The sequence below is a fragment of the Brevundimonas sp. UBA5866 genome (assembly GCF_002432125.1).
Classification (GTDB): domain Bacteria; phylum Pseudomonadota; class Alphaproteobacteria; order Caulobacterales; family Caulobacteraceae; genus Brevundimonas.
Window position 1 is genome coordinate 24,571 of the sequence record NZ_DJFS01000045.1, and the last position, 12,710, is coordinate 37,280.

Consider the following 12,710-nt stretch of genomic DNA (forward strand, 5'->3'; position numbering starts at 1 on the left):
CTTCAGCCAGTTCTGGGTTCAGATTTTTATATAGGAACGAATAGCGATGAAGCTCGACGGTTCGATTGCAGCAGTTGTTACGGGCGGTGCCAGTGGCCTGGGTGAGGGTACTGCACGTGCTCTGGCGGCCAAGGGCGTCAAGGTCGCCATCTTCGACCTGAACGAAGAAAAAGGCGAGGCCATCGCCAAGGAAATCGGCGGCGTCTTCTGCAAGGTAGACGTGACCTCGGACGAGAGCGTGGACGCCGGCTTCGCCAAGGCCCGCGCCGCCCACGGTCAGGAGCGCCTGACCGTCAACTGCGCCGGTATCGCCACCGGTCAGAAGACCGTCTCGCGCAAGAAGGACACAGGCGAGATCCGCGCCCATGACATGGCGCAGTTCGAGCGCACCGTGACCATCAACCTGTTCGGCACCTTCCGCGTCCTGTCCAAGTCGGCTGCCGGCATGGTCACCCTGGACCCGATGGAGGACGGCGAGCGCGGTGCCATCATCAACACCGCCTCTGTCGCCGCTCAGGACGGCCAGATCGGTCAGGCCGCCTATTCGGCCTCCAAGGGCGGCGTCTATGCCATGACCCTGCCGATCGCCCGCGACCTGATGAGCGAAGGCGTTCGCGTCAACACCATCCTGCCGGGCATCATGTGGACCCCGATGATGGCGGGCATGGACCAGAAGGTTCAGGACGCCCTGGCCGCCATGATTCCGTTCCCGAAACGCCTCGGCACCCCGCAGGACTATGCCAACCTGGCCCTGCATCTGGCCGAAAACGTCTACATCAACGGCGAGTGCATCCGTCTGGACGGTGCCATCCGTCTGGCTCCGCGCTAAGAACGGCAAAGAAAATTCCGCGATCTCAAAAAAACGGTTGCGGAGTGAAGGGGAGGCGGTTAAACGCCTCCTCCTCGACGCCGGACAGAGTTTCTGTCCAACGGATGCGGGCGTAGCTCAGGGGTAGAGCATCACCTTGCCAAGGTGAGGGTCGGGCGTTCGAATCGCCTCGCCCGCTCCAGTCGGGATTACCCGTGAAAAGGGGTCTGACCTTACGGTCAGGCCCCTTTCGCGTTTCTGGCTTGAGGTTTGGCCGCGAACCGGAAATTTTCAAAAAGCGTATGATTTCAGCTTTTTGCCTGTTGCCAACGGCATCGGCTTTGGCTATTCACCACCACCTCGACGCGGACGACACAGTCGTCCTGACGGATGCGGGCGTAGCTCAGGGGTAGAGCATCACCTTGCCAAGGTGAGGGTCGGGCGTTCGAATCGCCTCGCCCGCTCCAGTCGATAGACCCGTGAAAAGGGGCCTGACCGTAAGGTCGGGCCCCTTTCGCGTTTCAGGCCCGTTTTCAGGCTTGACGGAAACTCAAATAACAAAGCTATCTCCACATTCCACGGAAGTTGGGAGGCGAGCTTGTCCTTTTATTCTCTGTCTGAAGACGAGCGTGTCGCGCTGACCGAAGCTGCCCTGCGCGAGGGTGGGACGTTGAAGTCGCGTTGGGAGGCCTTGGCTGACGAGGAAGCCAATCCCTGGACACCGCGTTCGGCCCGCGCCGCCCGGCTTCTGGGGCCTGTGACCAGCCTGCTGGACGTCGGCTGTGGCACGATGGGTTTGGAAAAGCTGGTGCAGGCTCAGACCTATATACCATCCGACATTGTCGCCCGCGATGAACGCACGATTGTGCGCGACTATAATCGTGATGGCCCGCCGCCTGTCGCCGTCGAGGCGGTCGCTGTGTTGGGGGTGCTGGAATACCTCCTCGATCCAGAAGCCTTCATGCGGGATCTGAATGCGAGCCGTGCTGTCGTGACCTATTGCCCTATCGATGCACCGCATCCTCTGGAACCGCGCCGCAGCCACGCATGGGTAAGCGATATGGACCATGCGACGGTGGTCGGCATGTTCAGTCGTGCGGGCTGGACCATTGTGTCGGAGGAGGCTCTGGACGGAACACAGACTATCTGGCTGCTGGCCAGAGTCTGAGCGTTTAACAGTTCGCCTAACATTGATCCGGGCGAGGAAGGGTTTTCGCATTCTCTTTGCCAGAATGCCGAATCCCTTTCGCGAAAATCTCATATTGGCGTTGCAGCCAAGACTTAGTCAGCCCCCGGAACACAGGAGCGCTCGAACCCGACGCTCCGTCTGGGGAAGCTGCAATGAAACTCCAACTGCTCGTGGGCGCGGCTTTGGTGCCGCTGATGCTGGGTCTGCCCGTTAAACAGGCTATGGCGCGGGAGGGTAGTGTTGTTGCCACTGCGGCGACCCTGCCTGCGGGAGACGGCATCGTTGGCCGTGTGACGAATGCCGATGGCTCGCCGCTGCCGGGGGTGGAGCTCCGGGCCAAGGGGCGTCGCGCCGTGACCAACAGTCAGGGCGAGTTCCTGATGAACGGTGTCACCGGCGAGACGACGGTAGAGGCGAGGTACATCGGCCTTCCGACCGTTCAGCAGACCGTGCATGTGCAGGCGGGTCAGCTGACCGCGGTCAATATCGTGATGGGCGCAGAGGCGGCGACGGCTGTGTCCGACGTGGTGGTCAACGGCGTCATCGGTGACGGCATTGCCCGCGCCCTGAACCAGCAAAAGAATGCCGACGGCACGATCAATGTCCTGTCTGCGGATGCGATCGGCCGTTATCCCGATCCGAACGTGGCAGAGAGCCTGCAACGTGTCGCGGGCATCGCCATCCAGCGCGACCAGGGCGAGGGCCGTTACATCAATATCCGTGGCGCGCCGCAGGCCTTTACGGCTGTGTCCGTGGATGGTGTGACGGTTCCGGCGGTCGATCCGGGCACACGCGCCGTCGATCTGGATACCCTGCCCAGCGACATAGTTTCCAACGTCGAGGTCTACAAGACCCTGTTGCCGTCGCAGGATGCCGACAGCATCGCAGGCGCGGTGAACATCAAGACCCGCTCGCCCTTCGACCGCCGCCGTCTGGCGGTCAGCGGCTATGCCGGAGCCAGCCATAACGATTATGGCGGCGAGGACGTACGCGGCGGGTTCAACATCTCGAACGTGTTCGGGGCGGACCAGACCTTCGGCGCGCTGCTGTCCTATTCCTATTCGCGCACCAACCGCCGGCCCGACAATGTGGAATCCGGATGGACGCGCATGGAGACGCCGGACGGCCGTGAAATCTTCGTCCTCGAAGAGACCCTGTTCAAGGACTATGACACCGAGCGCACCCGTCAGGCCCTGACGGGCGGTCTGGAATGGCGCCCCAACGACCGCGTGCGTGCATGGCTGCGTGGCTCGCTGGCCATCTTCGAGGACGACGAGTACCGGAACCAGCTGTTGCTGACCTATGACGAGGATAACCTTGTCGCGGGCTCTACAGACCGCAAGGCGACCTTCACCGATGTGACGGTCGAGCGCCAGTTGCGTCACCGCACCCAGAAGAACGAGATCACCACGCTGACCGCAGGTGGCGAATACATTTTTGGCAATGGCGCGGTTCTGGATGGCAGCATCTCGTATGCCGACAGCCAGCAGACCTATCCGAACCGCAATGAACTGCTGTTCCGTTCGCGTCTGTCGCCGGATGTGACCTATGACTTCACCGGCAACCACTACGAACCGACCTATTCGATCTTCCAGACGCAGGAGCATCTGGATCGTGGCCAATACCGTTTCCGCGAGAATGTATTCCGTTCGAATACGACCGATCAGGAAGAACTGACGCTGGCGGCAAACCTCGAACTGCCCAGCCAGTTCGCAGGGCGTGAGGTCATCTGGAAGTTCGGCGGCAAATACCGCACCCGCGATGTCGTCGCCGACGAGGAACGTTTCCGCAGCCGTGCCGCGGGTGATGCGCCGTCGCTTTCCTATGGCGATCTGCTGACGGACAGCCCGTCCGTGAACTATGACTATCTGCTCGGCCAAAAGTTCAACAACCGCCTCGTGGACGAGTATTTTGCAGTAGCCCGTGCGAAGTCGGCGCGGCGGATGCCGGACTCGCTGGTCGCCGACTATGAGGCCAGCGAGGATATCCTGTCGGCCTACGGTCAGGCGCGCTTCGATATCGGTGCGACGAATATCATCCTTGGCCTGCGTATCGAAAATACCCGCTTCGAAGGCTCGGCACCGACCTATACGGTCACCGCCGACGGCGACGAGGTTTACGGCATCGCCCGCGTGGACCGTGACGATACGGACTTCTTCCCGAACCTGACCGTTCGCCACAGCTTCTCGGACAATCTGATCGGTCGCTTTGCCCTGACCCGGGCCATCAACCGCCCCGAGTTCAGCCAGATCGTCCCGCGCCGTGTCGAGGAAACAGACGGCACCGACATCTCCTATGAGATCGGCAATCCCGACCTGAAGCCAACCTTGTCAAACAATATCGATGTGGGGCTTGAATATTACTTCTCGTCGCTGGGCGTACTGTCGGCCAATGCCTTCTACAAGGACCTGTCCGATTACCGCTATGTCTTGAAGTACGAGGACACGCTGAACATCGCCGGGAACGTGTTCGATGCCGAGTTCGAAACACCGATCAATGCGCCAAAGGGTCATATCGCGGGTCTTGAGCTGAACTGGCAGCAGAAGTTCGGCTTCATGCCGGGTTGGGCTTCGGACTTCGGCATCTTTGCCAACTACACCTGGACTGACGCCGAGATCGAAACGGCCCAGTCCTATGGTGGCCGTACCACGTTCGACCTGCCGGGCCAGTCGGACAGCATCTACAACCTGGCCCTGTTCTATGAGCGCGGCGGTCTGTCGGCCCGTCTCAGCTACACCAAGCGCAGCGACTATCTGGAAGAGATCAATGCCGAGGACCCGGCACTGGACCTTTATGTCGAGGGTCGCGAGCAGCTGGACTTCACCGCCAGCTACGATTTCGGCAATGGCATCGAGGTCTTCGGCGAGGCCAAGAACCTGACCGACAGCGCGGGTGTGCGTTACTACGGCGTGCGCGAGCGGACCTATGAGTACGAGAAGTTCGGCTACAACGCCTTTGTCGGCGTGCGCTTCAAATACTGAGGCCGACATATCGCGGCGCATCGAGGGGCCGGATGTTCACCCATCCGGCCTTTTGCTGTTCGAGAGACGGAGATTCGTCGTTAACAGCCATACCGCATGTGAAATTTGCCGCTGATCAGCCACACCTACGCTTTGCATTGGTCAAAACGTGCGCCCATATGTGCAGCAGCGGTTGACCCAAAGTCAGGGTCTGCCTAAGCCCCAAACCGAAATGTGCCCGTCTGTGTGGGGCACGCCTTTTAATGCTTAGAGGAACCTATGGCCGAAGCTTACGACGTCGTCATTATCGGGGCAGGCCCCGGTGGCTATAATGCCGCGATCCGTGCTGGCCAGCTGGGTCTCAAGGCGGCCATCGTCGAGAAGAACCCGACCCTGGGCGGCACCTGCCTGAACGTCGGCTGCATGCCGACCAAGGCGCTGCTGCACTCGTCGGAACTTTACGAAGCGGCCAACAAAGAATTCGCCCACATCGGTATCGAGGTGAAGCCCAAGCTGAACCTCGGCCAGATGCACAAGTCCAAGGACGACAGCGTCGAAGCCCTGACCAAGGGCATCGAGTTCCTGATGAAGAAGAACAAGGTCACGGTCGTTCGTGGCTACGGCAAGATTGCAGGCCAAGGTAAGGTCGAGGTCGAGGCTGCCGACGGTTCGAAGCAGGTTCTGGAAACCAAGAACATCCTGATCGCCACCGGCTCGGAGCCGACCCCGCTGCCGGGCGTCGCTTTCGAAGAAGGCAAGATCATCGACTCGACCGGCGCTCTGTTCCTGCCGAAGGTTCCGAAGCACATGATCGTCATCGGTGCGGGCGTGATCGGCCTTGAGCTGGGTTCGGTCTGGCGCCGTCTGGGTGCCGAAGTCACCGTCGTCGAATACCTCGACAAGGTTGGCGCAGGCATGGACGCCGAAGTGGCCACCGCCTTCCAGCGCGGTCTGGCTAAGCAAGGCCTGAACTTCAAGATGTCGACCAAGGTCACCGGCGCCAAGACCTCGAAGGACGGCGTCGAGCTCACCGTCGAGCCGGCTGCTGGCGGCGCTGCCGAAACGATCAAGGGTGACGTGGTTCTGGTGGCCATCGGCCGCCGTCCGTTCACCGCTGGTCTCGGCCTCGAAACCGTCGGCATCACGCCGGACCAACGCGGCTTCATCGCCAACGACCACTTCAAGGTCGCTGACGGCATCTGGGTTATCGGTGACGTGACCCACGGCCCGATGCTGGCGCACAAGGCCGAGGAAGACGCCGTGGCCGCTATCGAACTGATGGTCGGCAAGGCTGGCCACGTCGATTACGCCCTGGTGCCGTCGGTCATCTACACCTCGCCGGAAGTGGCATGGGTCGGCAAGACCGAGGAAGCCCTGAAGGCCGAAGGCGTTGAGTACAAGAAGGGCAAATTCCCGTTTGCCGCCAACAGCCGCGCCAAGATCAACCACGAAACCGAAGGCTTCGTGAAGGTTCTGGCCGATGCAGCAACCGACAAGGTTCTGGGCGTTCACATCTTCGGCCCACAAGCTGGCGAGCTGATCGGTGAAGCCTGCATGACCATGGCCTTCGGTGGTGCCTCGGAAGACATCGCCCGCACCTGCCACCCGCACCCGACCCGTTCGGAAGCGGTCCGCCAGGCCGCTATGGGCGTCGAAGGCTGGACGATGCAGGCTTGATTTTGAGTGGGCCTACCGCGCAATCGCGCTACTTGAGGCCTGTTATTTAGTGCCCCTACTGCCCTTCGGGCTACTTGAGGGGCGTTAGGTACCCCTATCGCCCTCCAGGCTACTTGAGGGGCACTGAAACTACCATGAAATGAAAACGGCGCGTTCCTTTCGGAGCGCGCCGTTTTTGTTTGGCCCGCTCCTGCTGGTGCGGGAGGAGCGTCAATTCGTAGGGCGTCGCGCCTAGGCCGCGATGACCGTGCGGTTGCGCCCGGAATTCTTGGCCCGGTACAGGGCCGCGTCGGCCGTTTCGATCAGCTGGTTGTAATCGGGGTGGTCCGTATAGGCGGCAAGGCCCAGCGAGGCGGTCACGCGCAGGGTGTCGCCGGCCGGCAGTCGCATGTCACGGGCGGCCAACTGCTGGCGTATGCGCTCGGCTACCACCTCGGCGTCGTCCAGCGCCGTTTCGACCAGCACGATCAGGAACTCTTCCCCGCCGTAGCGGAAAACGAAGTCGCTGAGGCGCACATTGTCGGCGATGATCTCGGCCACCTGTTTCAGCACCAGATCACCGGCCGAGTGGCCGTGGGTGTCGTTGATCGACTTGAAGTGGTCCACGTCCAGCATCATCAGGCTGAGCGGCGCGCCGGCGTTGGTGGACAGAGAGATTTCGCGGCTGAGAATGGTCGGCAGGAAGCGGCGGTTCAGCGCGCGTGTCAGTGGATCGCGCCCGTTCTCCAGACCCGAAACACTCTGGAACAGGTCGGTGATCAGGAATTTAATCTCCTGGACAGCAGCCTGTAGTTCGACCAGGGCGGCGTTCATGTCCTGGCCTCTGTCATGGGCCGAGGTGATGCGGGGCAGGATGTCGGCATCGATACGCGATATCAGCGCCTCGATGGCCTTGAGGCTGGGCGCACCTTCGAAGATCAGGCCCGCACGGTGGGTCAGCCACAGGCCGAAGGGCGAGGATGCCAACAGGCCCGGCGTCACGGCATGGCCCGCGAACATCTGGAACAGGACGCCCTGCAGCCATTCGAACAGGGCGGCGATCTGTCCGTCGCGTTCGTGGGCGATGTCCTGACCCAGCGCGAACAGGCGATAGGACTCATCGACCTGCGCACGCCGCACAGAGCCCTGCATATAGGCCTCGCTCATGATGGCGATGGCTTCATCGATCAGATAGTCGATGCGCATGAGAGCAGCGGCCAGGTCGGTACGATCGAGGTCCTGCTCAAGAATCCGTTCGGCCAGACGCAGTTTGAGCACCGTCGCGCCATGCATCACCAGTCGCAGGGGCAGTTTGATGCGGGCGTGGACTTCGCCGATCTTGTGCTGCTGGTCGCGGAAGGTGTCGCGGTTGGCATCATTCTGGCGGAACAGGTCGATGACCCAGCGGACCAGCGATGCCTTCAGACGCTCTTCCACCAGGGAAGAGTTGAGGAAGGCGCCTGCCTCTTCCTCGGTCAGCAGGACATCATAGAAGCGGTCTGCCAACTCCCCTGCGTGGCGCTCTGAAACCTCACGCAGAAGTTGTTCGACGCGTGCGGACGAAACGGGGGCAATGCTGGACATACAAAACTCGTTACTGGTCCCGCGCGCGAGTGCGGAAGGGCAGGCGTGACAGACAGATGGCGTACATGCCGGAGATGGTTCCGACATGCTAGATGCCACTTTGGAGTAAACGGCAAAGCTTGTTCTTTTCTGGGCAAATCACTGATCCGGCAGGGGTATGAACTCCAGATCGTCATCAACCGGCAGTTTCATGCGGCCCGCAGTCCAGTCAGCCTTGGCCTGCTCCATCCGCGCCTTGGACGAAGAGACGAAATTCCACCAGATCAGCCGCTCACCCACAGGCTCTCCACCCAGCACCATGACGGTCGCGGCCTGCAGGGCGGTTACACGCGGTTCGGCATGCGCGGCCAGCACGACCATCTGTCCGGTGTGGAAACGCTGGTGATCGACCTCGATTTCGCCCGCGGCAACATAAAGGGCGCGTTCACTGTACCCGCCGGCCTTGCCCGGACCTGGAGGGGGCGCAAAGCTGGCACCCGCGGGAAGTTCGTAGTGCAGATAGAAGAGCGGGCTTTCGACCGGCGTACCGGCACGCTCGCCAAAGGCCTCGCCGGCGACCAGACGGGTGAAGATTCCGTTCGATGTATCGGTCGGCTGCGCCTCCTCGCCCAGATGGGTGAAGGACGGCGCGATTTCTTCCTTTTCAACCGGAAGGGCGACCCACGCCTGCATCCCGTGCATCGCACCGCCTTGCGACTTCTTCAGCGGATCTGTGCGTTCGGAATGGACGATACCCGATCCGGCGGTCATCCAGTTGACCTCGCCGGGACGGATCGGCTGGGTATAGCCCAGATTGTCACGGTGCATGATCTCGCCCTCGAACAGATAGGTGAGGGTCGACAGGCCGATGTGCGGGTGCGGGCGGACATTGATCGCCTCGCTGCCCGGCGCAAACTCTGCCGGCCCCATCTGATCGAGAAAGACAAACGGTCCGACCATGCGCTTTTGGGCGTGGGGAAGGATGCGCGAGACTTCGAAACCGCCCAGATCGCGACGGCGTCCTTCGATAATGTATTCGATCATTCAGGTCCCCTTTGGTGGATGTCGTGGAATGAAAACGCCGCCCACTTTGCAGGGGCGGCGTTCAGGGATGCAAGGTCTGGCTTAGAGCCTTACGAAACGTGTGGTGTGATGATGCCCAGCGGAAGGGTCGTCACATTCTTCACGCCGCGCGTCACGATGTGGCTGGCGCAGTCGGACACGATGCCCAGCGTCAACAGTTTGTCGCGCAGGAATTTGTCGAAGGTGTGCATGTCGGACGTGATGATACGCAGCACATAATCCTCGCGGCCGGTAATGGTCGCGCACTGGACAACCTCAGGCCAGTCCGCGACAGCCTTTTCGAAAATGTCCAGGTTCTCTCGTGACGGAAGCGACAGTTTCACAATGGCGTAAACCTCGAAGTCCAGACCCAAAAGGTTGGCATCGAGCAGCGTTACGCGCTTGCGTATCAGGCCGCTATCCTCCAGTCTCTTGATCCGGCGCCAGCACGGCGAGGCCGAAAGACCCACGCGATCAGCGACTTCGGCAACCGACAGTCCAGCATCCTGTTGCAGGATGTCGAGGATGCGGGCGTCGATAGGATCAAGTTCGTCGGCCAAAGGCGTTCTCCAATTTGCGTTTCGACGCAATAAAATACCCTATTTCATAGTATTGCAAGGGTATATTTGGAACAGCGCACAGCCCCGCGCCATGCTATGCCTTTGTAACGAGGAAACGCGTGCGGAATAACCGGACGGGATGGTACCATGAAGAATACGCCCCCCTTGTCGCTCCGAGTGCCGGAGCCGTCAGGACGTCCAGGCGACAAGCCTGATTTCTCGCATCTGCAGCTGGATGCAGCCGGTGCGGTCGATCGACCTGCGGTAAGTACCACAGCGGCCGATATGCGCGATTTTGCCTTTCGTCTTATCCGGGTGCTGGATGATGAAGGCGTTGCCCAAGGGCCTTGGAATCCCAAGCTTGATCCGGAAACGCTGCGTCGCGGCCTGAAGGCCATGATCCTGACGCGCGCCTTCGATGACCGGATGCACCGCGCCCACCGTCAGGGCAAGACCAGCTTCTATATGAAATGTACCGGCGAGGAAGCGATCGCCGTGGCGCAGGGCATGGTCCTGAGTCGCGAGGACATGGGCTTCCCGACCTATCGCCAGCAGGGGCTTCTGATCGCGCGCGGCTATCCGCTGGCGTCGATGATGAACCAGATCTATTCCAACGCCGCAGACCCGATCAAAGGCCGCCAGCTGCCGATCATGTACTCGGCCAAGGACTATGGCTTCTTCACCATTTCGGGCAACCTCGGCACCCAGTTCGTGCAGGCTGTCGGCTGGGCCATGGGCAGCGCCTACAAGGGCGACAACAAGATCGCCGCTGCATGGATCGGTGACGGTTCGACCGCCGAGAGCGACTTCCACTCGGCCCTGACCTTCGCCGCCGTCTATAAGGCGCCGGTCATCCTGAACATCGTCAACAACCAGTGGGCTATCTCGTCCTTCCAGGGCATCGCTGGCGGTCTGGAGACGACCTTTGCCTCCAAGGGCATCGGCTATGGCCTGCCGACCCTGCGCGTGGACGGCAACGACTTCCTCGCCGTCTGGGCTGCGACCGCGTGGGCCGAAGAGCGCGCCCGTACCAATCAGGGCGCGACCCTGATCGAGATCTTCACCTACCGCGGTGCCCCGCACTCGACCTCGGACGATCCCAGCCGTTACCGCCCGGGTGACGAGCACGACCACTGGCCGCTGGGCGATCCGATCGAGCGCCTGAAGCAGCACCTGATCAAGATCGGTGAATGGTCCGACGCGCAGCAGACCGCCGCCGAGGCCGAGGCCGTCGAGCAGGTCCGCGCCGCCGCCAAGGAATCCGAGGCCATCGGCACGCTGGGCCAGTCGCGCCCGAGCGTGAAGGAAATGTTCGAAGAAGTGTTTGCCGAACCGGACTGGCGTCTGGTCGAGCAGCGCCGCGAAGTGGGAGTCTGATCGCATGGCCGAAATCAACGACAAGATTGAAGCCGACATGGTTGACCAGAAGGATGCACCGGCATCGGTCGCGCCTGCTACCGGCATCGCGCCCATGAATATGATCCAGGCGCTGAACTCGGCGCTGGACGTGAAGATGGCCGAGGACCCCGCCGTCCTGTCCTATGGCGAGGACGCGGGCTATTTCGGCGGCGTGTTCCGCGTGACTGACCACCTGCAGAAGAAGCACGGCCTGACCCGCAGCTTTGACGCCCCGATCTCGGAAACCGGCATCGTCGGCACCGCCATCGGCATGGCCACCTATGGTCTGCGTCCGGTCGTCGAGATCCAGTTCGCGGACTACATCTATCCCGCCTACGACCAGATCGTGTCCGAGGCGGCCAAGATGCGTTATCGCTCGGGTGGCCAGTTCACCTGTCCGATGGTGATCCGCTCGCCGTACGGCGGCGGCATCTTCGGCGGCCAGACCCACTCGCAAAGCCCTGAGAGCCTGTTCACCCACATCGCGGGTCTGAAGGTCGTCATTCCGTCGAACCCGTATGACGCCAAGGGTCTGCTGATCTCGGCCATCGAGGACGAGGATCCGGTGATCTTCTTCGAGCCGAAGCGCCTGTATAATGGCCCGTTTGACGGCTGGCACGAAAAGCCCGTGTCGCCGTGGAAGGCGCAGGAACTGGCGCAGGTTCCGGCCGAGAAATACAATGTTCCGATCGGCAAGGCCCGCGTCATGCGCGAGGGCAATGACGTGACCATCCTCGCCTATGGCACCATGGTCTGGGTCGCGCTGGCCGGTGCGGAACACGCTGGCGTCGATGCCGAGGTTATCGACCTGCGTACGCTGGTTCCGCTGGATATCGAGACCATCGAGGCTAGCGTGAAGAAGACGGGCCGCTGCGTCATCGTCCACGAAGCCCCGAAAACCTCGGGCTTCGGCGGCGAGCTGAGCGCGCTGGTTCAGGAACGTTGCTTCTATCATCTGGAAGCCCCTGTCGCCCGCGTCACGGGTTGGGACACGCCTTATCCGCACGCCTTCGAGTGGGAATATTTCCCCGGCCCGCAACGGGTCGCTGACGCTTTGAAGTCTGTCATGACGGGAGGCCGTTGATATGGGTCGTTTCGTATTCAAACTGCCTGACGTTGGTGAAGGCACCGCCGAGGCCGAGCTGGTCCAGTGGCACGTTGCCGTTGGTGACACCGTCACCGAAGACCAGATCGTCGCCGAGGTCATGACCGACAAGGCGACCGTTGAGATCACCTCTCCGGTCGAGGGCAAGGTCAGCAAGCTGCACGGCGAGCCGGGCGAAATGCTTCCGGTGCGCGGCGCTCTGGTCGAGTTCGAGGTTGAAGGCGAAGGCAATGCCGCCGCCGAGGAAGTCGCCCCTGCTCCGGCTGCCGCACCCGCTCCCGCCGCCAAGGAAGAGCCGAAGTCGGAAGTCGCCTCCGATGTCCCCGCTGCCGCCGTCGCGGCCGCTGCGGCCGGCGCGGGCAACTACGTGTTCAAGCTGCCGGACGTTGGTGAAGGCACGGCCGAGGCC

The 12,710-nt window shown here is 61.7% G+C and carries 10 protein-coding genes and 2 tRNA genes; 9 read left to right on the top strand and 3 right to left on the bottom strand.

The window, feature by feature from the left end:
- Positions 1-46 precede the first annotated feature (46 nt).
- From B3H86_RS05315 to lpdA, 6 genes are all read left to right on the top strand, one after another.
- The gene (locus B3H86_RS05315) at positions 47-829 is read left to right on the top strand and encodes an SDR family oxidoreductase (RefSeq protein WP_292051709.1); all 783 of its coding nucleotides are present in this window, start codon (positions 47-49) and stop codon (positions 827-829) included.
- Between the two features lie 106 nt (positions 830-935).
- Positions 936-1,010: transfer RNA gene (locus tag B3H86_RS05320), tRNA-Gly, on the top strand.
- Between the two features lie 190 nt (positions 1,011-1,200).
- Positions 1,201-1,275, top strand: a tRNA-Gly gene (locus B3H86_RS05325).
- Positions 1,276-1,406: 131 nt separating this feature from the next.
- On the top strand, positions 1,407-1,976 hold the full coding sequence (locus B3H86_RS05330) for a hypothetical protein (RefSeq protein WP_292051712.1): 570 nt from the start codon (positions 1,407-1,409) through the stop codon (positions 1,974-1,976).
- Between the two features lie 173 nt (positions 1,977-2,149).
- The gene (locus tag B3H86_RS05335) at positions 2,150-4,978 is read left to right on the top strand and encodes a TonB-dependent receptor (RefSeq protein ID WP_292051714.1); all 2,829 of its coding nucleotides are present in this window, start codon (positions 2,150-2,152) and stop codon (positions 4,976-4,978) included.
- 258 nt (positions 4,979-5,236) lie between these two features.
- A complete protein-coding gene (gene lpdA, locus B3H86_RS05340) occupies positions 5,237-6,634 on the top strand; it encodes a dihydrolipoyl dehydrogenase (protein WP_292051716.1) in 1,398 nt (465 codons plus the stop codon).
- A 231-nt stretch (positions 6,635-6,865) separates the two neighbouring features.
- On the opposite strand, the gene B3H86_RS05345 is transcribed toward lpdA, so the two are convergent.
- The 3 genes from B3H86_RS05345 to B3H86_RS05355 all read right to left on the bottom strand — a co-directional run bounded on the left by B3H86_RS05345 (position 6,866) and on the right by B3H86_RS05355 (position 9,798).
- On the bottom strand, positions 6,866-8,197 hold the full coding sequence (locus tag B3H86_RS05345; protein WP_292051717.1) for a GGDEF domain-containing protein: 1,332 nt from the start codon (positions 8,195-8,197) through the stop codon (positions 6,866-6,868).
- Between the two features lie 138 nt (positions 8,198-8,335).
- Complete coding sequence (locus tag B3H86_RS05350) at positions 8,336-9,220, bottom strand: pirin family protein (protein WP_292051718.1); 885 nt, start codon at positions 9,218-9,220, stop codon at positions 8,336-8,338.
- An 89-nt stretch (positions 9,221-9,309) separates the two neighbouring features.
- Positions 9,310-9,798 carry an Lrp/AsnC family transcriptional regulator gene (locus B3H86_RS05355; protein ID WP_292051722.1) on the bottom strand — a complete coding sequence of 163 codons (489 nt, stop codon included), beginning with the start codon at positions 9,796-9,798 and terminating at the stop codon, positions 9,310-9,312.
- A gap of 147 nt (positions 9,799-9,945) precedes the next feature.
- Between B3H86_RS05355 and B3H86_RS05360 the strand changes: the two genes are divergently transcribed.
- The 3 genes from B3H86_RS05360 to B3H86_RS05370 all read left to right on the top strand — a co-directional run.
- Entirely contained in the window at positions 9,946-11,175 is a 1,230-nt protein-coding gene (locus B3H86_RS05360; protein WP_292051725.1) for a 3-methyl-2-oxobutanoate dehydrogenase (2-methylpropanoyl-transferring) subunit alpha, read from the top strand.
- A gap of 37 nt (positions 11,176-11,212) precedes the next feature.
- Entirely contained in the window at positions 11,213-12,280 is a 1,068-nt protein-coding gene (locus B3H86_RS05365; RefSeq protein WP_349679843.1) for an alpha-ketoacid dehydrogenase subunit beta, read from the top strand.
- 1 nt (position 12,281) lies between these two features.
- On the top strand, positions 12,282-12,710 hold a 429-nt coding region (locus B3H86_RS05370), incomplete at its 3' end, for a biotin/lipoyl-containing protein (protein ID WP_292051730.1).